General features: G+C 60.4%; 19 protein-coding genes. 12 read left to right on the forward strand and 7 right to left on the reverse strand.

Annotated features, from left to right (window positions below; all coding sequences use genetic code 11):
- Nucleotide 1 precedes the first annotated feature (1 nt).
- Complete coding sequence (locus FOT55_RS18030) at nucleotides 2-535, forward strand: SRPBCC family protein (RefSeq protein WP_016927616.1); 534 nt, start codon at nucleotides 2-4, stop codon at nucleotides 533-535.
- On the opposite strand, the gene FOT55_RS18035 is transcribed toward FOT55_RS18030, so the two are convergent.
- Nucleotides 536-1564, reverse strand: coding sequence for a transporter (locus FOT55_RS18035; RefSeq protein ID WP_043143451.1), 1029 nt, complete (start codon nucleotides 1562-1564; stop codon nucleotides 536-538).
- 186 nt (nucleotides 1565-1750) lie between these two features.
- Between FOT55_RS18035 and FOT55_RS18040 the strand changes: the two genes are divergently transcribed.
- The 5 genes from FOT55_RS18040 (at nucleotide 1751) to FOT55_RS18060 (ending at nucleotide 6903) form a co-directional block, all read left to right on the forward strand.
- A complete protein-coding gene (locus tag FOT55_RS18040; RefSeq protein ID WP_060433132.1) occupies nucleotides 1751-3361 on the forward strand; it encodes an inorganic phosphate transporter in 1611 nt (536 codons plus the stop codon).
- A 26-nt stretch (nucleotides 3362-3387) separates the two neighbouring features.
- On the forward strand, nucleotides 3388-4302 hold the full coding sequence (gene ppk2, locus FOT55_RS18045) for a polyphosphate kinase 2 (RefSeq protein ID WP_060433133.1): 915 nt from the start codon (nucleotides 3388-3390) through the stop codon (nucleotides 4300-4302).
- 120 nt (nucleotides 4303-4422) lie between these two features.
- The gene (nudI, locus tag FOT55_RS18050) at nucleotides 4423-4848 is read left to right on the forward strand and encodes a nucleoside triphosphatase NudI (protein ID WP_060433134.1); all 426 of its coding nucleotides are present in this window, start codon (nucleotides 4423-4425) and stop codon (nucleotides 4846-4848) included.
- Nucleotides 4849-4941: 93 nt separating this feature from the next.
- On the forward strand, nucleotides 4942-5778 hold the full coding sequence (pbpG, locus tag FOT55_RS18055; protein WP_049295686.1) for a D-alanyl-D-alanine endopeptidase: 837 nt from the start codon (nucleotides 4942-4944) through the stop codon (nucleotides 5776-5778).
- Between the two features lie 138 nt (nucleotides 5779-5916).
- Nucleotides 5917-6903 carry an MsnO8 family LLM class oxidoreductase gene (locus FOT55_RS18060; protein WP_043143445.1) on the forward strand — a complete coding sequence of 329 codons (987 nt, stop codon included), beginning with the start codon at nucleotides 5917-5919 and terminating at the stop codon, nucleotides 6901-6903.
- Here FOT55_RS18060 and FOT55_RS18065 read toward each other — a convergent pair.
- On the reverse strand, nucleotides 6900-8204 hold the full coding sequence (locus FOT55_RS18065) for an aminotransferase class I/II-fold pyridoxal phosphate-dependent enzyme (protein WP_147823844.1): 1305 nt from the start codon (nucleotides 8202-8204) through the stop codon (nucleotides 6900-6902). The two genes, FOT55_RS18060 and FOT55_RS18065, sit on opposite strands and share 4 nt — an antisense overlap.
- 66 nt (nucleotides 8205-8270) lie before the next feature.
- Between FOT55_RS18065 and FOT55_RS18070 the strand changes: the two genes are divergently transcribed.
- Genes FOT55_RS18070 through pdxY form a run of 3 tightly spaced genes read left to right on the forward strand, consistent with a single transcriptional unit; the run spans nucleotide 8271 to nucleotide 10084 of the window.
- Entirely contained in the window at nucleotides 8271-8525 is a 255-nt protein-coding gene (locus FOT55_RS18070; protein WP_025302947.1) for a hypothetical protein, read from the forward strand.
- Nucleotides 8522-9238, forward strand: coding sequence for a glutamine amidotransferase (locus FOT55_RS18075; protein WP_147823845.1), 717 nt, complete (start codon nucleotides 8522-8524; stop codon nucleotides 9236-9238). The genes FOT55_RS18070 and FOT55_RS18075 overlap by 4 nt, the downstream gene beginning before the upstream one ends.
- Before the next feature lie 3 nt (nucleotides 9239-9241).
- Nucleotides 9242-10084, forward strand: a complete 843-nt coding sequence (pdxY, locus tag FOT55_RS18080; protein ID WP_147823846.1) for a pyridoxal kinase — start codon at nucleotides 9242-9244, stop codon at nucleotides 10082-10084.
- Nucleotides 10085-10127: 43 nt separating this feature from the next.
- Here the strand turns inward: pdxY and FOT55_RS18085 are convergent, their stop codons facing one another.
- The 5 genes from FOT55_RS18085 to FOT55_RS18105 form a co-directional block, all read right to left on the reverse strand.
- Nucleotides 10128-10841, reverse strand: a complete 714-nt coding sequence (locus FOT55_RS18085; protein ID WP_025302950.1) for a flagellar brake protein — start codon at nucleotides 10839-10841, stop codon at nucleotides 10128-10130.
- A 76-nt stretch (nucleotides 10842-10917) separates the two neighbouring features.
- The gene (locus FOT55_RS18090) at nucleotides 10918-11700 is read right to left on the reverse strand and encodes an N-formylglutamate amidohydrolase (protein ID WP_025302951.1); all 783 of its coding nucleotides are present in this window, start codon (nucleotides 11698-11700) and stop codon (nucleotides 10918-10920) included.
- 101 nt (nucleotides 11701-11801) lie between these two features.
- Nucleotides 11802-13523 carry an ornithine lipid synthase OlsF gene (olsF, locus tag FOT55_RS18095; protein ID WP_025302952.1) on the reverse strand — a complete coding sequence of 574 codons (1722 nt, stop codon included), beginning with the start codon at nucleotides 13521-13523 and terminating at the stop codon, nucleotides 11802-11804.
- A gap of 155 nt (nucleotides 13524-13678) precedes the next feature.
- Nucleotides 13679-15349 carry a DUF4091 domain-containing protein gene (locus FOT55_RS18100; protein WP_147823847.1) on the reverse strand — a complete coding sequence of 557 codons (1671 nt, stop codon included), beginning with the start codon at nucleotides 15347-15349 and terminating at the stop codon, nucleotides 13679-13681.
- A 65-nt stretch (nucleotides 15350-15414) separates the two neighbouring features.
- On the reverse strand, nucleotides 15415-15708 hold the full coding sequence (locus FOT55_RS18105; RefSeq protein ID WP_147823848.1) for a hypothetical protein: 294 nt from the start codon (nucleotides 15706-15708) through the stop codon (nucleotides 15415-15417).
- Nucleotides 15709-15814: 106 nt separating this feature from the next.
- Between FOT55_RS18105 and FOT55_RS18110 the strand changes: the two genes are divergently transcribed.
- The 3 genes from FOT55_RS18110 (at nucleotide 15815) to FOT55_RS18120 (ending at nucleotide 18917) form a co-directional block, all read left to right on the forward strand.
- Nucleotides 15815-17068: an ABC transporter substrate-binding protein gene (locus tag FOT55_RS18110; RefSeq protein WP_147823849.1), complete on the forward strand. Its 1254-nt coding sequence runs from the start codon at nucleotides 15815-15817 to the stop codon at nucleotides 17066-17068.
- Nucleotides 17069-17146: 78 nt separating this feature from the next.
- A complete protein-coding gene (locus FOT55_RS18115; RefSeq protein ID WP_025302955.1) occupies nucleotides 17147-18088 on the forward strand; it encodes a carbohydrate ABC transporter permease in 942 nt (313 codons plus the stop codon).
- A gap of 10 nt (nucleotides 18089-18098) precedes the next feature.
- The gene (locus tag FOT55_RS18120; protein WP_004938251.1) at nucleotides 18099-18917 is read left to right on the forward strand and encodes a carbohydrate ABC transporter permease; all 819 of its coding nucleotides are present in this window, start codon (nucleotides 18099-18101) and stop codon (nucleotides 18915-18917) included.
- Nucleotides 18918-18929 lie beyond the last annotated feature (12 nt).

The raw sequence follows: 18929 nt of genomic DNA on the forward strand, positions 1-18929 counted from the left end.
CATGAATGATTACGGCATGATTATCGAACCCGGCACGCTGCGCATCCAGCGCTTGCTGCCCGGGCCCATCGAGCGGGTGTGGGCTTACCTGACCGAATCCGACAAGCGCGCCACCTGGCTGGCGGCCGGCGCCATGAAGTTGGAAAACGGCGCGCCGCTGGAGCTGGAGTTTCGCAACTCCGATCTGGCGGGCGAGCACGAACAACCGCCGGCCAAGTACAAACAGCACGGCGGCTGCGTCAGCAACCGCGGCCACATCACCTGCCTGTTCCCGCCGCGTCTGCTGAGCTTTACCTGGGCCGAACAGGATCAGGGCCGCCCTTCCGAGGTGACTTTCGAACTGACGGAACAGGGAAACGCGGTGCTGCTGACGGTCACCCACCGGCGCTTGGCCAACCGCGACGAGATGCTCAGCGTCGCCGGCGGCTGGCACACTCATCTGGATATCCTGCTGGATCGCCTGCACGACCGGGCGCCGCAGCCGTTCTGGAGCACCCATGCCCGGCTGGAAGAAGAGTACCGCGCCCGCCTGTAATTACGTCTCGTCCCTGCGCCTGAACGCCAAATAACCGGCGATCAGCGTAAAACTGCCGACCAGCAACACCAGCAGGATAAAACCGTGGTGATTGCTGGCCAGCGGGATCCCCCCCACGTTCATGCCGAAGAAACCGGCGACGATATTGATCGGCAATGCCAGCACGGTGATCACCGTCAGCGTATAAAGCGTGCGGTTATTCTGCTCCATCAGCTTGGCGCTCAGCTCCTCCTGCAGCAGCCGAATGCGTTCGGTCAAACTGGCCAGATCGTTCAACACCACGGTGAACTCTTCGGTAAACTGCCGCAGATCCTGCACCACCTCACGGCTCAGCCAGGTCGGCGGCCGGTTCAACAGGCGAAACAGCGCGGCCGGTTCCGGCGCCAGCAGACGTTGAAAGCGCAATAACATGCGGCGCATGCGCCCCAGCTCGGCGCGGTTGCGTTTAACGCGTCGAGTCAACAGACGATCCTCGATGGTATCGACATACTGGTTGGCCTGCCGCACCACCTGTTCCAGTACGTCTTCCTGCTCTTCCAGCAGGTGCGCCAGCAGCTCGGTAGACGACGCCAGCTGCAGCGCCGTCAGGCGGCCGAGCAGCCGTTCAATCAGTCGCACCGGTTTGTGACGCACGGTGACCACCAGCCCACGGCAGCAATAGAGCCACAGCGTCGCCGTTTCCGGGTTACTGTCCTCGGGGTGGAAAATCACGTCGTTGAGTACGGCGAACAGATCGTCGCCCTGGCGCTCGATGCGCGTGGTGTGGGAGCCGTGGCGGATCTCGTGAAAGAAAAAATCGGAAATGGCGAAATGGTTTTTCAACCACTTCTCCGCCGCCGCGTGGTTGAGATTGAGGTGCAGCCAGACAAAACCGTCGCCGGGCGGCAACGCTTGGTAGGCCTGACAAACCTGCTGCGAGTTCAGGCGCGCCGGCACCTCACCGGAGCGGAACACATGGCCGTAGATCAGCCCGGTCACCTCATCATCAAAATCCAGCTTGTGCATCTTTTCCGCTAACCGTTGCACCATAACGCCATATCCTGCCTGTTGCCGTTAACCCAAGACCTTCCCCGCTGTTATAACAATCTTTATTTATCGGCGTTAATGATTTTCGCCGTTCCCGATGATTAATATTTTCGTCATAAAAAGGCCACATTCATTCAGAATACTTTTCAGGCGACAGCTACCGCATTCAATCCTTTCAGGAAGGTCATTATGAGCGATAACAGCGCCGTTCAAACGGGTGTGCCGGCCGCATCCAGCCTGCCCAAACTGCATCAAAAGAACAGTCGACTCACTGTTCTTTTTTTTGTTTTCTTATTAATTCTGGGGATCGCGTTTGCCGGGGTGAACTTATTTAACGACGTCAGCGATGCCGGCGCCGTCTATACCAGTTACATTCCGTTTTTATTATTGGGGCTGGCGCTGCTGATCGCGCTGGGCTTTGAATTCGTCAACGGCTTCCACGATACCGCCAATGCGGTCGCGACGGTGATTTACACCCACTCGCTGTCGCCGATGGTCGCCGTGGTGTGGTCCGGTTTCTTCAACTTTCTCGGCGTGTTGCTCTCCAGCGGCGTGGTGGCCTTCGGCATCATTTCACTGCTGCCGGTCGAGCTGATCCTGCAAGCCGGCACCGGCAACGGTTTCGCCATGGTGTACGCCCTGCTGTTCTCCGCCATCATCTGGAACCTCGGCACCTGGTGGCTCGGGCTGCCCGCCTCGTCGTCGCATACGCTCATCGGCTCGATTATCGGCGTCGGCGTGGCCAATGCCCTGATCCACGGGCGCACCGGCACCAGCGGCGTGGACTGGGGCCAGGCGATCAAGGTGGGCTATGCGCTGCTGCTGTCGCCGGTGATCGGCTTCGTGTTCGCCGGCCTGCTGCTGCTGGTGCTAAAGCTGTTCGTCAAGAACCGCCAGTTGTACAGCGCGCCTAAAGGCAATACCCCGCCGCCGCTGTGGATCCGCGGGCTGCTGATCCTCACCTGCACCGGCGTTTCCTTTGCCCACGGCTCCAACGACGGGCAGAAAGGCATGGGCCTTATCATGCTGATCCTGGTGGGCACCATGCCGATCGCCTACGCCCTGAACCGTTCGATGCCGCCGGAGCAGATCCCCCGGGTGGCGGCGCTGGCGGAGGTGACCAAAAACGAGCTGCTGCGCCAGTTCCCGGCCGGCGGCCAAACCCCGCCGCGTGAGGTGTTGACCGGCTATGTGCGCACCAGCGAACTGACGCCGGAAGTCGTACCGGCGCTGGCGCAGCTGGCCGGCGCGATCGGCGATCAAATCCGTCAGTACGGCTCGGTCGACAAGATCCCGGCGCAGGCGGTGTCGAACACCCGCAACGACATGTACCTGGCGTCCGAGACCATCAAGCACCTCAAAGCAGAGCGTCAGCTGCAGATCAATCCCGATGCGCAGCGCAACCTCGACGCGCTGAAGGGTGAACTCGATAACGCCACCCGCTTCATTCCCTTCTGGGTGAAAGTGGTGGTGGCGATTGCACTGGGGCTCGGCACCATGGTCGGCTGGCGCCGTATCGTGGTGACGGTGGGCGAAAAGATCGGTAAATCGCACCTGACCTACGCCCAGGGCGCCAGCGCCGAACTGGTGGCGATGACCACCATCGGCGCGGCCGACGCCTTCGGTTTGCCGGTTTCGACCACTCACGTACTCTCGTCCGGCATCGCCGGCACCATGGCCGCCAACCGCTCCGGCCTGCAGATGGCCACCCTGCGTAATCTACTGATGGCCTGGGTGCTGACGCTGCCGGCCTCGGTGCTGCTGTCGGCGGTGCTGTACTGGATCTTCAACCATTTCTAACACCGGGCTGATACGGAGAAAATCTGATGACCATGCATGAATTCAACCGCGATGACGGTTTCAACCAGCGCCTGCTGCAAGAATTTTACGACAGCTACGATGAAGAGCTGGAAATGGAGCTGGACGACCTGCGCTTCGACACGGCAGAAGTCGACAGCGACGCGAAAAAAGCCTGGCGCAAACAATACTTCCGCGAACTGCTGCGCCTGCAGGGCGAACTGGTGAAGCTGCAGGATTGGGTGATGCGCACCGGCCACCGGCTGGTGATCATCTTCGAAGGCCGCGACGCCGCCGGCAAGGGTGGCGTGATCAAACGCATCACCCAGCGCCTCAACCCGCGCACTTGCCGCGTGGCGGCGCTGCCGGCGCCAAACGATCGCGAACGCACCCAGTGGTATTTTCAGCGTTACATCGCGCATCTGCCCGCCGCCGGCGAAATGGTGCTGTTCGACCGCAGCTGGTATAACCGCGCCGGCGTGGAACGCGTGATGGGCTTTTGCAACGACGAAGAGTATGAGGAGTTTTTCCGCAGCGTGCCGGAATTCGAAAAAATGCTGACGCGCAGCGGCATCCAAATCGTCAAATATTGGTTTTCGATCACCGATGACGAGCAGGAGCTGCGGTTCCTCAGCCGCATTCACGATCCGCTCAAACAGTGGAAGCTCAGCCCAATGGATCTGGAAAGCCGCCGCCGCTGGGAAGACTACACCGAAGCCAAAGAGGTCATGTTAGCGCGCACTAACATTGCCGAGGCACCCTGGTGGGTAGTTCAGGGCGTCGACAAGAAAAAGGCCCGCTTGAACTGCATCACTCACCTGCTGCAGCAGGTGCCTTATGAGGAGGCCGAAGGCAACGTCATCACGCTGCCGCAGCGCAAACGCAGCCCGGAATACCACCGTAGCCCGGTGCCGGACAACATGGTGGTGCCGGAAATCTACTGACCTTAGCGCAGAGAAGCGGTTGCCGCTTCTCTGTACGAGGACAACGCTTTGATTTCTCTCACGCTACTGTGCCAAACCCCATGTTAAAGTGGTTGTTTTCCATTTTGACAGGAGTCTTCCATGCGCCAACGCATCATTGTTTGCCCGCTGATTGAAAACGATAACGCCTTCCTGCTGTGCAAAATGGCGGCGCACAAAGGCGTGTTTCCCGGCCAGTGGGCGCTGTCCGGCGGCGGCGTCGAGCCGGGTGAACAGATAGAGCAAGCGCTGCGGCGCGAAGTACGCGAAGAGCTGGGCGCCGCGCTGATCCTCGACAACATCACGCCCTGGACCTTCCGCGACGACGTGCGCATGAAAACCTACGCCGACGGCCGCCAGGAGCAAATCTACATGATTTACCTGATTTTCGACTGCCATGCCGCCAACCGCGACGTAACGATCAACGACGAGTTCGACGACTACGCCTGGGTGCCGCGCGAGCGCCTGGGGGACTACGATTTGAACGAGGCTACCCGCTTCACGCTGCAGCAAAAGGGATTGTTGTAACAGTTTGAGCGATTATCGCCCTATTTCCTTCACATTTGCCGGGCAGACTCTTTTGATATTTTTTAATCACTTAGGGTCACTATTTCCGCCGTTATGCTTTTATCTCACGCTTTTCTCCGTCTGCCTGTCCGGCGCTTCGGCGCCGCCCTTCTGTTCAGCCTGCTGTTCGTTTTGGCGCCCGTGTATGCCGCTGCGCCACCGCTGGTGCTGAATGCCAAATCGGTGCTGGTCGTCAATCAACGCACCGGAAAGACCCTCTATCAGAAGCAGCCGAACCGCGTACTGCCGATCGCCTCGCTCACCAAGCTGATGACCGCCATGGTCGCCCTGGACAGCAAACGTCCGATGGGCAGCAAGCTCAAAGTCACCGCCGCCGATCGCGATCTGCTGAAGAAAACCCATTCGCGGCTGACCATCGGCTCGGTGCTCAGCCGCCGCGACATGCTGCACATCGCCCTGATGTCTTCGGAGAACCGCGCTGCCGCGGCGCTGAGCCGCAGCTATCCCGGCGGGCGCAAGGCCTTCGTGGCGAAAATGAATCAGAAAGCGCGCGCCATCGGCATGAAACGCGCCCGCTTCTACGATCCGACCGGGCTGACGCCGCGCAACGTGGCGAGCGCCAACGATCTGCTGAAGATGGTCAATCACGCCTATCGCTATCAGTCGATCCGCCGCTTCAGCACCGACAAGCAGCAGATCGTACGCCCCGGTCGCGGCCAACTGGTCTACCGCAGCTCCAATGGCTTAATCAATAACCCGGCCTGGAAGATCCAGCTGCAGAAAACCGGCTTTACCGACGAGGCCGGTCACTGCCTGGTGATGCGCACCACCATCAAAGGCCAACCGGTGGTGATGATCCTGCTCGGCGCGCAGCCGCGCTACGGCCACTACCGTGACGCCATTCGCCTGAAGGCCTGGCTCGAGGGGTAACACCGTGGCGCTTTACCGTCCCACGCATATCCAAATCCGTTTTGGATCAATGGAATATCCTATCGCCAATCAGTATTAAGCCTCACGCCGCCCGCATGGTATTTGTCAGGCATATCTGATGATCAAAGGAGCGGGAAAATGGCTTATGCCTTGAGCATATTGGAAAAAAGTCCGATCGCCGACGGGGAAAGCGCCGCGCAGGCGTTGGCGCGCACGCTGCATCTGGCGCAACAGGCGGAACGCTGGGGCTATCGGCGTTTCTGGCTGGCGGAACACCACAACACGCCGCAGCTCGCCTGCCCGTCGCCGGAAATACTGATCGGCTACCTGCTCGGCCAGACGTCGCGCATTCGCATCGGCTCTGGCGGCGTGATGCTGCAACACTACAGCGCCTACAAGGTAGCCGAAAACTTTAACCTGCTGGCGGCGCTGGCGCCGGGGCGCGTCGATCTCGGGGTAGGCAAAGCGCCCGGCGGGCTGCCGCTCGCCACCCAGGCGCTGCAGGCCGCCCATGACCGACAAAACAAACCGGCATTCCCGCAGCAGCTGTCGCAGCTGACCGCCTACCTGAACGACGACGCCGAACCGGGCCTGAGCGCCACACCGCTGCCGCCGCACGCCGCCCAGCGCTTTCTGCTCGGCGCCAGTAAAGAGAGCGCGACGCTGGCGGCCGAATCCGGCTGGGCCTTCGTGTTTGCCGCGCATCTGAACGGCAATCCGCAAGATATCCGCGAGGCGCTGGCGCACTACACCGCACTGAGCGGCGGCCGCAAGGCGCTGCTGGCGGTGGCGGCGATCGTGGCGCAGAGCCCGGAGCAGGCCGCGACGCTGGCGGCGGATATTCAGCAATACCGCGTGCACGTCGCCGGTGAGCAGAGCGTGACCGTCGGTAGCCTGGCGCAGGCAGAGAGTTTCGTGCAGCAGGCCGGCGCGACCGACTACCGCATCGAGCCGCGGGAAAGCCATATCCTGCTTGGTACCGCGCCGCAGGTACATCAGCAACTGGCGCAGCTGCAGCAGCGGTACGACGTGGACGAGTTCATCATCGACACGCCGATCGGCGAACCGAGCGCCCGGCTCACTTCGCTACAGCTGCTGGCGGAGGAGAGCCTGACGCCGGCCTAGTTGATCGCCGCGCTGGCCCGCATGGCGTCGGTCAGATCCTGCGCCAGCGGCGCCAACTGCGCCGGCGTGACGTTAGCCAGGCTGACGCGGAGCGCCGGGCCGCCCTTCAGGCGGAAAGGTTCACCGCCCTGCACCAACCACCCCCGCTGCGCCATCAGCTGCGCGGCGGCGGTTTCTGATCTCACCGGCAACCACAGATGCAGCCCTTCACCCGCCGCCAGCGCCGTGTGATTCAACGTATTGAGCCGCTGTACCAGTTCATCCCTTCTGGCCTGATACGCCTGTTGAGCCCGCTGCAGTTGCCCTTCCTGCAACGCCTGTTCCCACAGTCTGGCGGCGATCTGCTGCAAGATATGGCTGACCCAGCGTTCGCTGATGTACTGATCGGCGCGCATCGCCTGCAGCAACGTCGGGTCGCCGCAGGCCAGCGCGATACGCAGATCCGGGCTGAGAAACTTGCTCAGCGACAGCACGTACAGGCCGCGATCGCCGTCGAACGGCAGATGCAGCGGCTGCTGCGACAGCGGCCCCCAGAAATCGTCGACGATCGCCAGACACTGCGGGTTGTCGAGCAGAAAACGCCGCCACTGCTGCGCGCGTTGCGCAGAGAGCGAGGCGCCGGTCGGATTGTGGGCGCGCGGCGTCAGGATCACCGCAGCGGCCGCCCCACTTTCCGGCAACCGACAGCCCTGTTCATCTACCGCCAGCGGCAGCGGCCGCAGGCGCAGGTGGCGCAACAGCGTCAATAGCGGCGGCCAGCAGGGATCTTCCACCCACACCGCCGCGCCCGGCTGCACATGGCAGCGCAGCGCCTTTTCCATCGCATCCAGCGCGCCGGAGAACACCGCCGGCTCCCCCAGCGCGACGCCCTGGCGGCCGAGCCACTCGCGACCCAGACCGGTCAATATCGGCAGATCACCGCTGATGTCATAGCCGTTTTGCTGCGGGAACACCTCCGCCGTGCCAAGCGCCAGCACCGGCAACAATGCGGCATCCAGGTTACCGCTGGCCAGATCGCACATCCCTGCAGGCACCTGACGCGGCACATAGGCCGCACTCACCGCCGCCAGCGGCGGCTCCAGCACCACCGTTCCGGCCCGCCCGCGCGTCGCCACCAGACCGGCGTCGCGCAATCGGGCGTAAGCGCTGGCGACGGTATTCGGATTGACCTCCAGCTCCGCCGCCAGTTGGCGTACCGGCGGCAACAGCTCACCTGGCCGCAGCGCGCCGTCTTTGATGCGTGCGGCGATCTGCTCGGCAATCTGGACAGCGCCGCCGCCTTTTGCATACAATGAATTCATACATAAATCCTTTTGTACTAGTTCAAAATAGATTACCCGTTTCCGCGGCCAAAAGTAAGGGGTTCCATGGATAAACATTACGTGCTCGACATTCAGTATGCAGGAAAAGCCTTTGCCCGCCTGCAGATGTTCACTCCCTGGGCAGCCGATCAGCTGGAACAGGCGTGCGCGCTGTTCCCGGCCGCTCAGGGTTATCAGGTGCAGCTCAGCCAGGTCAGCGAACGTCGCATCGTCTACCAGAGCGGTGCGCAAGGCATCACTGTGCTGGGCGAGTCGCTGGCGCTGACCCCTTTCACTCACGCTAGCGAGGTTGAACAATGAAAAAAGCCGTCGCCATTCGACACGTCAATTTTGAAAATCTGGGTATCCTCGGTTCCCTGCTCTCGCTGCGCGGCTATCAGATCGACTATTACGATGCCGGCCGCGATGATATTCGTGCTATCAATAATGAAGAGACCGATCTGTTGGTAGTGCTCGGCGGGCCGATCAGCGCCGCCCAACACTTTTCCGGTGAGCAGCGCTATGATTTTCTCGACCATGAATTAGCGCTGGTCAAACAGCGCCTGGCGCAGCAGCGACCGACCCTCGGGGTTTGTCTCGGCGCGCAGGTGATCGCCCAGGCACTGGGCGCCGACGTGATCTCGCTCGGCGTCAAAGAGATCGGCTTCGCCCCGCTGAGCACGCTCGCGGCGGAAGACGACTCGGTGCTGGCCCCGCTGGCCGATACGCCGGTGCTGCATTGGCACGGCGATATGTTCATGATCCCGGACGGTGCCCGCTGCCTGGCCGGCACGGCGATTTGCCCACATCAGGCTTTCGACTATCAGGGGTTCGCGCTCGGCCTGCAGTTCCATCTGGAGGCGGATCATCGCGATATCGAACGCTGGCTGATTGGCCATGCCTGCGAGCTGGAACTGGCCGGCGTTGCGCCCCAGAGCCTGCGCGAACAGGCGGCGCGCCACGGCGCACAGCTGGAACAACGCGCGCGGCAGGTGTTCGCACGCTGGCTGGATAATAACGAACCAAGGATGTAACTCATGCAACAGTCTTCACCCTTGCGGTCACCGTCCATCGACGTGATCAGCATTCAATCTCAGGTGGTCTACGGCAGCGTCGGCAACGGCATCGCCTACCGCGCCCTGCTGAAAAAGGGGCTGGAAGCGCTGCAGGTGCCGAGCGTGCTGTTCGGCTGCCCGCCCTATTACGGCAAGCCGCACGGCGGCGTCATTTCCGGCGAGTGGTTCGGCGGCTTTCTCGACGATCTGATTGCCCGCGGCGTGATGAAGCGCACCCGGGCGGTGATTGTCGGCTACCTGGGCGATGTGATGCAGTGCCATATTCTGGCCAACTGGCTGCAGCGGGTGCGCTCGCTCAATCCTCAGATAAAAATCTATATCGATCCGGTGATGGGCGATTACGGTGAAGGGATCTACGTGGATGAGCGCATCGTCAACTGCTATCGATCGCCGTTCCTGCGGCTGGCCAACGGCCTGACGCCGAACGGCTTTGAACTGGAACAGCTGTGCGGCCGACAACTGAGCAGCCGGGAGCAGACGCAGCACGCCGCGCAGGCGCTGTTGAACGACACCACCGAATGGGTGCTGGTCACCAGCGCACCGGGCGTCACGCAGCACGAAGACGAGGTGGGATTGATGCTGGTCACCCGGCAGGAAACACAGTGCTTTACCCATCCGAAGGTTAAATCGGCGGTCAAAGGCACCGGCGATCTGTTCGCCGCATTGCTGGTCAGCCATCTGCTGCACGGCGCTGCGCTCGACGCGGCCGTGGTCGCCGCCGGGGGGGAAGTGTGCGACGTGCTGGCCGAAGCGGCACATTTCTGTTGGGAGGAAATCGGCAGCCTGCGGGCGTTAAAGCCGTAAGACCGGTGAAGAGTCAGGGGCAGCGTGCCGCCCCTGATCACTATCAGCGTTTTTTCTTTTTGTTGAAATCCAGCTCGAAGGCGAACACGGCGCTCTGAATTTTGCGCTCCATCGCCAACCCCAGCTTGAGGAAACGGCATGACAGGCGCGAGAAGTGCACCACCTGATCGTTATCGTCGGTTTCCTGATCGTCGTTGACCACCACCAGCTCCATGTTGACCTTGAAGCTGCCGTAGCTGCCCAGATCCAGCTCCGCTTTCTTGAACTGCAGGCCCGGCTGGAAGAAATCCGGTAGCGGCCCGTCGAAGCGCAAACCGACGCCGCCGGCAGACAGATCGTGGATCCGCAGCTCATAAGGCGTACCGTCCGGGTATTCGCCGGTACAGAAGAATTGGCGCCAGTGTGGCGTGGTGATGCGGAACTGACGGCGGCGCTGGATGTAGACCAACTCCTGCGGCAGCCGGGTCGAGCAGGCCTGGACGCCTTGATGTTCGGTCAGTTCCGCCTGGCCGACGGAAAACTCGATTTTGGCGTCGTTGCTTTCAATCACGATGGTGCAGGCGCCGTCGATGGCATTTTCCGCTTCCTCACCGCTAAACACGATATTGTCCGGCCCGACGCTCAATAACAGACTTTGAAACCGGTGCTGCTGATTTTCTACGCGCAGCGGCGTGCGTTGTTTGCAAATTTCACGCAGAATCGCCAGAACTTCAAAACGCTCCCGTTTGATAAACAGTCCGTTATCGCTGTGCTCCACACGTCTCTCCTGACTTTTTTTCTAATGACGTATTACGTATTCCTTACGGTTATCATCTCTGGGAATATTCCTAAAGTCAAATTTGCCAGCGTTGCCAGGCCTGCGGCAGCAGGCGTGCGAAACGTTTCGCCCACGCCTGCTGCCCGCGTTCATCGGCGATCAGATCCTGGCGGATTTCGATGCCGACATAAGGCAAACCGCGACGTTCCGCATGCACCGGCAACGTGTAGTCGGTGGCGTCGGTCATCGCATAGGGTTCGTTGATCCCCACCTGCAAATCCCCCTCTTCGCGCAGCAGTTCGGCCAGCAGCAGCGCAAATTCCGGGTAGCGGTTAAACAGCAGGCCCACCTGCCAGGGGCGCGATTCGCCCTTGAACACCGGCGTGAAGCTGTGCATGGCGATCACCGCCGTCGGCAGTTCGCGCAGTTGGCGTTGCCCCAGATGATCGTCGATGGCGTGGTGATACGGCAAAAATACCTCACGCTCGCGCGCCAGCGCGTGTTCGCCGTCGATGCCGATATTGCCGGGGATGGGCGTCAGTTCGGACAAAGGCGGGATCGAGCTGGCGATGCCGGGCGCCCGGTTGCAGTCGATCACCAGCCGTGAGTAACGCTGATGGATCAGCGTGGCGTCCAGTTGGCGGCTCAGATGGCGCGACACGCTCAGCGCGCCGATATCCCAGCCGATGTGGCGTTCAATCTCCCCCGGCGGCAAACCGAGGTCGCCAAGGGACTGCGGTATCGCCTTGCCGGCGTGATCGCACAGCAGCAAAAAAGGCGCTTTGCCGCGCGGGATTTCAACGGCAGCTGCGGGCGGTTCATCGGCGGACAATAACGGCGGGATAAACGAATGGGGCATGACGGGCTCCGGCGGTGGAAAGCAAAACGTTTATCGTAGCGCTATCCCGTCGCCGGCCCCAAGGTCGTGCTTAGATCAAAAAGGCATGAGTCAGACTGTAGTCATGCCGTCTCGGCTGGCTGTGGCTGGTGCACCGCGATATAACGCTGATAGCGCGACGGCTTGAGCCGCGTGGTATCCACCAGCACCAGTCCGTCGATACAGTTGTTGAACGCCGGATCGGTGCCGAAGTCGATGAACTGCACCCCACCCGGTTCGCACAGCTCGGTGTATTGCTTGTACAGCGTCGGGATCGAGCAGCCGATGTTGCTGAGCAGGCTCTTCAGCCGTACCAGATCTTCCTGGTAGTTGTCTCCGGCAAACTGCGCCAACACCTGCGGCAGCGACGCCGGATAAGGCCGGCGCGACTGCGCGAAGGCGTGATCCGGCGAGAAATAGAGCCGGTAGAAGGCGATCAGCAAATCGCGCGCCGCCAGCGGCATGCCGCCGGAGATCGACACCGGGCCGAACAGATAGCGATATTGCGGGTATTTCGACAGATAGGCGCCGATGCCCAGCCACAAATAGTCCAGCCCGCGCTTGCCCCAATAGGCCGGCTGAATGAAGCTGCGCCCCAGTTCGATGCCCTGCGCCAGGATCGGTTCCATATCGCGGTCGTAATGGAACAGGCTGTTGCTATAGATGCTTTCCAGCCCTTTGCGTTCGATTTGTTCGGCGGTGGGAATAAAACGATAGGCGCCGACGATCTCCAGCTCTTCCTCATCCCACAGCACCAGGTGGTAGTAATCGTCGTCGTAGCTATCCAGATCGCGGCGGCGGCCGGATCCTTCCCCCACCGCGCGGAAGGCGATCTCGCGCAGGCGCCCCAGCTCGCGCAGGATTGGCGTACGCGCTTCGTCACGGCGGCGATAGAGGTAGATGGTTTTACCGTCCGGCGTTACCCCCAACCGTTCGCAGTTCGCCAACGCCTTTTTCAGCTCCAGACGCTCTTCCGGCAGCGCGATCGGCGACTCGCTGGCGAACAGCCCCGGTTTGCCCTGGCCCAGGCGATAGACGTGGCGGCGAAAGCGCTCCGCCAGATCCTTGGCGCTGGTGTGGCCGTCGTGCCAGCTGGCGAACGGCACACGGCCGCCGACGCGGATCTTGATGCGCCCGCCCCGCTGCTGGAACATTTCACGCACCAGCAGCAGCGTCGACAGCGGCCGATAAACCAGCGAGGTAAAGTAGAACAGGTTGCTGTTGCGCGCGCTGATGTGGATTGGCACGATCGGCGCGCGCGCCTTGGCGGCCAGGCGCAGAAAGCCGGTATGCCAGTGGCCATCGCGGATGCCTTTCGGGCTCATGCGCGACACTTCGCCAGCCGGGAACAGGATCAGCGCGCCCTGATTGTCCAGTTGCTGCTGCATCCCTTCAATCTGTTTGCGGCTGGTTTTATAAGCGACGTTATCCACCGGCACGAACAGGTTGCGCAGCGGCTCGATGTAGGTCAGCAGCTGGCTGGCCACCACTTTCACATCCGGACGTACCGCCGCGACGGCACGCAGCAGCACCAGGCCGTCGAGCGACCCGATCGGGTGATTGGCCACGAGCACCACCGGCCCCTGGCTCGGGATGTTTTCCAGATCGCCGTCCACCAGCTCGCAGCTGAGGTTGAAGTAGTCCACCACCTGCTCGATCAGATCGAGCCCTTTCAGGTGGGGATAGTCGGCAGCGAACTGTTTGAATTCTTTTTCGAAGAGAAGGGTTCTTAGCAGGCTGCGCTGCCAGGCAGGGGTATTGCGGTGTGGAAATGCATCTTGCAACAGAGAATCCAGGCTGAACATCGCGTTATCTCCTGACGTAGTCGCTGCAAACTTAAGCCAGAGCCGTGACTCTGACGTGTCAGTTACATGACAATAAAATGAATCCATCGACTATCAGGTATAGCAAAGTAATGGCGATTTGGGAGCGAAAGACGCATTTTCGCCCCCACTTGCCCTCACATCGGCGCCAACAACGCTTCGATGCGGCGGTTCACCGCTTCTCGCAGGCGCAGCAGCGGCCCGGCCTGGTGCGGATAACGCTTGAAGGTGATGCGCATGCCCAGTTCGCGTTCGATCAGCCCCTCCACCGTCGCCCTGTCGGTCAAACTCTCCAACAGCTGCAGCGCGCGCATATCCTGTAGCCCCTGGTGCAGCACCCGCAGACGCAGCGATTCCACCGGCTGCAGATCCTCGCCCGGATAGACCACGAACGGGTCGCCGGAAGGAAACGCATGGCCGCTGTCGGTCACGGCATAAGGGTTGATGCGTTCGCGCGAATGGGCGCTGTTATAGAAGTTGAATCCCCAATGCAGGAAGCCGGCGATGCGATACAGATAGAGCTGCACGCCCAATATGCGGTTGCGCGCCGAAGGCTGGGCGAAGAACCGGTTGGCGACCTCGGTCTTCTGTACGCAGCAATAATAGGCCCACAGGCCAGGCACCCGGTGTTCGATAAAGGGTTCGATATGATCGGTGGCAGCGACCGGGATTTCCACCAGGCCTCGCTGATAGAAAGCGAAATCCGACAGCGCATCGAAGGTGCGAAAGCCATCCAGCAATGGGCGTAGCGCGGCGCTGGCGCGCTGGTAGGCCGCCAGGTTGTCCAGCGTCGGTTCATCGGAAACATGGAACCACACCTGCCGTTCCAGCCCCCGTTCGCGGAACCAGGCGGTCAACGCCGGCAGCAGCGCCTGCAGAAAACGCTGGTACGCTTCGCCCTGCGCATCGGTGTGCCAGCCGAAAAGCGGTCGCGCCTCGCCCTGCTCCTCCACCACGATCTTCGGCGCATGTGCCGCGCCCCATTGGGTAAACAGCGGCGCGATTTCGAAGTGCTCGATGCCCTCTTCCTGCGCCAACGCTATCCACTGCGCCAGGCGGCTGAAATCGAAGTCATACCCCTGCGCCGAACGCGACACCCTCACCAACTGCACCGTGGTGCGTTCACCGCCGACGGCGGTATCCAGCGGCGGCGTAAACAGCGGCGTCAGCAGCATATTAACCCCGGCCTGCACCGCACAGCGCACAAAGTTGCGCACCGCGCGCCAGTAATCCGGGCTGAACACCGCCAGACGGTAGTAATCCGCCAGGCAGTCGGTGTGCAACCACTCGGTGTGCAACAGCGTTTGCGGCGGCAACGCCGCCGGCACCAGATGCAGCGTCAGCGTGGCCTCGGCCAGCGCCTCGCCGCTCTGGGCATCCCGCAGCCGCAGGGTCAACGGAAAGTCGCCAGCCAGTTGCGCGTCGGCCGGCGGCGTCAAGGTCAGCCACAGGCTGCCATAATAGCGGCAGGCGGCAAAAAAACGCCGTTGCGGCAGCGGCATCAGCGGATCGGGAAATAAGCCCGGCTCGGTCGTCAGGTAATTCTCATCGGTCTCGCGATAACAGGGAAAACCGCTCGGCACCGATTGCACCTGACGCACGCTGATATACTCCGCCAGCGGTCCGTCAAGTTGATAACAGAGCTCATGGCGAGTCTCGTTGCCCGGGGTTTGCAAACAGTACACTGCCTGCCAGGAAAGCACTTCGTTATTTAACCCGCTCAGCCGATTTTCCACGGCAACGGGCGACATATTTTGGCGATGAAATACTTTCTCCAGGCAATGAGTAAATATCAGAGACAGGCGCATGATATTCTGCCCTCTTTATTTTGGATAAATAAGTGTTGTGGAATTCAGGCTAGCGTCTTTTATCGTCACAAACAATAGCCGGCAATAAAAAACGTTCCTGCACCCTCCTCTGACAGCCACAGCAAGATTTTTTTGTTTATTTGCATCACAAAAATGAAAGAAGCTGTAGCTTGCACAATAAAAATGTTTTTAATCCCCATTATGGTGCAAGGGTTATCAGTTATTCCTATGCCTGCGAAGGCCGCTAAATGCCGCGCCGCCGGGGAAAAAACCCGCCAAAAGGTTAACGAATTGTGAATAAACACACCTTTCACTTGGCCACCAAAGCCTTTCGATTTTAACAACAATGAAACATTCACGCCCCTTTTTTGGGCATCCGGGGGTGTATTGACACATTGAAAGTTAAGGGATAGAAAGAATTTACGTTGCGAAAAACGCTATTCGTCGCTCACCGAGGGGAAAGCAATGTCACCAATAAAAAATACCGGCCGCCTGCTGGCGCACTCTATTCTTGCCAGTGCAATATTATTACCCACGCTGCTCCACGCCGCAGATAAAATAACATTACGCTATGCCGTTTGGGACAGAAACCAATTACCCGCCGAACAGGAGATTGCCAATCGCTTTGAACAGGCCAACCCCGATATAAAAATAGAAATAGAATTAACCCCCTCGGCACAATATTTCGTTAAATTAGATTCCGCAGCCGCCGGCGGCGTGGCGCCGGATATATTCTGGATCAATATGCCTTATTTTGTGCAGTACGCCAAAAACGGCATTATGGAGCCGCTGGCACCCTATATTAAAGACAGCGGCCTTAAGCTGGACGACGTGGTCGCCAGCTCGGTGAAAGCCTACCAGTACGACGGCCAGCAGATGGCCATCCCGCGCGACGTCGATTCCATCGCCGTGTGGTACAACAAAAAACTGTTCGATCAGGCCGGCGTCAGCTACCCCACCAGCGACTGGAGCTGGGACGACCTGCAAAGCAAGGCTACCGCGCTGAAAAACGGGCTGAAAGGCACGGCCTTCCCGCTGGTGATGGATCTCAGCATCGACGGTCAGGACAGCTACATGAACCTGCTGTTCCAAAACGGCAATCACATCGTGCCGAAAGACGGCCAGCCCACCGACATCGCCAACGACAAATCCCTCTGGGTCTACCAGCAGCTGCAGGGCATGATGAAAGACGGCCTGATGCCAAGCGCCCAGCAGATGAGCGAAGTCAAAACCGAGAACATCTTCCAGTCCAACCGCGCGGCGATGGTCTATGCCGGTTCCTGGCTGGCGGCACCGTTCGCCAATAACCCGCTGATCAACGACCACATCGGCGTGGTGATGATGCCCAAAATTGAACGGCAGTCCGGCGTGGCGCACAGCCTGGCCTTCGCCATGTCGGCCAAAAGCGCCCATAAGCAGGCCGCCTGGAAATATATTGCCTTCATGAGCAGCGAAGCCTCACAGGCTGAGCTGGCCAAGGTGGTGATCCCGGCCAACAAGACGGCGGCCAAGGTCTGGGCGCAGCAGATTCAGAAAGTCGACGTTTCGCCTTATATCCAGACCCTTGAAGTGACCCAGGCTTACCCCACCGCCGGCACCAATACGCCGAAGTGGCAGAACATGTGGATCGCCAGCCTGAAGAAGATCTTTATGGGCGCGGACGCTAAGCAGGAAATGGACAAATCGGTCAAGAAGATCGCGCGCGTCATGGAGCAGTAATCGCCCCGCCGCGGCGCGCAGCCCCGAGCGCGCGCCGCGGTGGACCCACGATGAACGTCATAGGTGAGGAATGGCAACATGTCGCTGGCAGAAACGGCTACGGTCACCCTGAAACCATCCCGGCGCACCGCCCGCCCCGCGCTCAATCGGCTCGAACGCGCCGAACGCTTCTGGGGCTGGGTGATGATCCTGCCGCTGTTGTTGGGGGTGACGGTGTTTTACCTGATCCCCTTTTTGCAAAACATTTTTTACAGCTTTACCGATCTGAACCAGTTCATGCGCTGGAGCAGCATCAGCGTCGATAACTATCTCAACCTGTTCGAAGACGACGACTTCTACACCGCCGCCGCCAACACCTTGTTCTACGTGGTGGTGTGCGTACCGATCAGCCTGAGCCTGTCGCTGCTGCTGGCGATCGGCCTCAATCAGAACATCCGTGGCAAAGGCCTGCTGCGCACCCTGCTGTTCCTGCCGGCGGTCACCATGCCTGCGGCGGTGGCCATGGTGTGGCAATGGCTGTTCAACAAGGATTTCGGCCTGATCAACCAGGCGCTGGGCCTGCTGCACATTGCGCCGGTCGCCTGGCTGTCCGATCCGGACGTGGTGCGCATCAGCGTGTCCATCATCATCATCTGGTCGTCGCTGGCGCTGAAGATCATCATTTTGCTGGCCGGGCTGCAGAGCATTCCGCGCCAGCTGTACGAGGCGGCGGATATCGACGGCATCGGCACCCTGCGCCGCTTCTTCTGTATCACGTTGCCGATGATGGTGCCGACGCTGTTTTTCGTGTCGGTGATGAGCTTTATCGAGATCCTGCAAATCTTCGACGTGGTGTTCCTGATGTTCGACCGCGCGCTGGTGGAAAACGACGTGATGACCGTCACCAACCTGTTCTACAAGTACGCGTTTTACCTGCAGGAAAAAGGCTACGCTTCCGCCATCACCGTGGTGCTGTTCGCCGTCACGCTGGTGATCACCCTGATTCAAATGGCGATCGGCAAGCGCCTGAAAGTCAGCTGAGGAGCTGCACATGAACGCAAGCAAGAAAACGCTGGTGTACCTGTTTATGGGGCTGGCGGCGCTGGCCTCGGTGGTGCCCTTTATCTGGATGCTGGTGACCTCGCTGAAAACCCAGGCCGAGAGCATTCAGATCCCGCTGACGCTGCTGCCGGCGCACCCTAGCCTGCAGGCCTACGGTCGGGTGATGCACGAAATCCCGTTCGCCGGCTTTTACCTCAACTCGCTGCTGGCGACTTTCTTCACCGTCACCCTGCAGATGGCGATCGCTACCCTTGCCGCCTATGGCTTCTCGCGCCTGCATTTTCGCGGCCGTGACGCGGTGTTTCTGGTATGCGTGTCGATCCTGATGGTGCCCGGTCAGGCATTTCTGATCCCGCAATTCCTGGTGGTACAGAAGCTGGGGCTGGTCAACAGCATCACCGGGTTGGTGCTGCCGGGCATTTTCAGCGTTTACGCCACCTTCCTGCTGCGCCAGTTCTTCCTGGCGGTACCGAAGGAAATGGAAGAAGCGGCTTTGATCGACGGCTACAGCTACTTCGCCATCTTCTGGCGCATCATGCTGCCGCTGATCCGGCCAGGCATTATCGCCTGCGTCATCATCAATGGCCTGTGGAGCTGGAACAACCTGATGTGGCCGCTGATCGTCAATACCACCACCGAGAAGCTGACGCTGCCGGTTGGCCTCGCCTCGCTCTCCAGCCGCGCCGGGGTGGAATACCCGTTGCTGATGGCCGGGGCGCTGATGGCGGTGATCCCGATGTTGATGCTGTTCATTATTTTCCAACGCTATTTCATCCAGGGCATCGCCAGCGCCGGGGTGAAAGGCTAACGCGCAGACAAG

Source organism: Serratia bockelmannii (assembly GCF_008011855.1).
GTDB classification, from domain to species: domain Bacteria; phylum Pseudomonadota; class Gammaproteobacteria; order Enterobacterales; family Enterobacteriaceae; genus Serratia; species Serratia bockelmannii.

Coding starts and splice junctions, on each gene's coding strand:
- ppk2 (WP_060433133.1), top strand. CDS start 3,388: ATGACCATGCATGAATTCAACCGCGATGACGGTTTCAACCAGCGCCTG.
- FOT55_RS18060 (WP_043143445.1), top strand. CDS start 5,917: ATGGCTTATGCCTTGAGCATATTGGAAAAAAGTCCGATCGCCGACGGG.
- FOT55_RS18110 (WP_147823849.1), top strand. CDS start 15,815: ATGTCACCAATAAAAAATACCGGCCGCCTGCTGGCGCACTCTATTCTT.
- pdxY (WP_147823846.1), top strand. CDS start 9,242: ATGCAACAGTCTTCACCCTTGCGGTCACCGTCCATCGACGTGATCAGC.
- olsF (WP_025302952.1), bottom strand. CDS start 13,523: ATGTTCAGCCTGGATTCTCTGTTGCAAGATGCATTTCCACACCGCAAT.
- FOT55_RS18100 (WP_147823847.1), bottom strand. CDS start 15,349: ATGCGCCTGTCTCTGATATTTACTCATTGCCTGGAGAAAGTATTTCAT.
- FOT55_RS18035 (WP_043143451.1), bottom strand. CDS start 1,564: ATGGTGCAACGGTTAGCGGAAAAGATGCACAAGCTGGATTTTGATGAT.
- FOT55_RS18090 (WP_025302951.1), bottom strand. CDS start 11,700: ATGCCCCATTCGTTTATCCCGCCGTTATTGTCCGCCGATGAACCGCCC.
- FOT55_RS18040 (WP_060433132.1), top strand. CDS start 1,751: ATGAGCGATAACAGCGCCGTTCAAACGGGTGTGCCGGCCGCATCCAGC.
- FOT55_RS18115 (WP_025302955.1), top strand. CDS start 17,147: ATGTCGCTGGCAGAAACGGCTACGGTCACCCTGAAACCATCCCGGCGC.
- nudI (WP_060433134.1), top strand. CDS start 4,423: ATGCGCCAACGCATCATTGTTTGCCCGCTGATTGAAAACGATAACGCC.
- FOT55_RS18065 (WP_147823844.1), bottom strand. CDS start 8,204: ATGAATTCATTGTATGCAAAAGGCGGCGGCGCTGTCCAGATTGCCGAG.
- FOT55_RS18070 (WP_025302947.1), top strand. CDS start 8,271: ATGGATAAACATTACGTGCTCGACATTCAGTATGCAGGAAAAGCCTTT.
- FOT55_RS18030 (WP_016927616.1), top strand. CDS start 2: ATGAATGATTACGGCATGATTATCGAACCCGGCACGCTGCGCATCCAG.
- pbpG (WP_049295686.1), top strand. CDS start 4,942: ATGCTTTTATCTCACGCTTTTCTCCGTCTGCCTGTCCGGCGCTTCGGC.
- FOT55_RS18120 (WP_004938251.1), top strand. CDS start 18,099: ATGAACGCAAGCAAGAAAACGCTGGTGTACCTGTTTATGGGGCTGGCG.
- FOT55_RS18075 (WP_147823845.1), top strand. CDS start 8,522: ATGAAAAAAGCCGTCGCCATTCGACACGTCAATTTTGAAAATCTGGGT.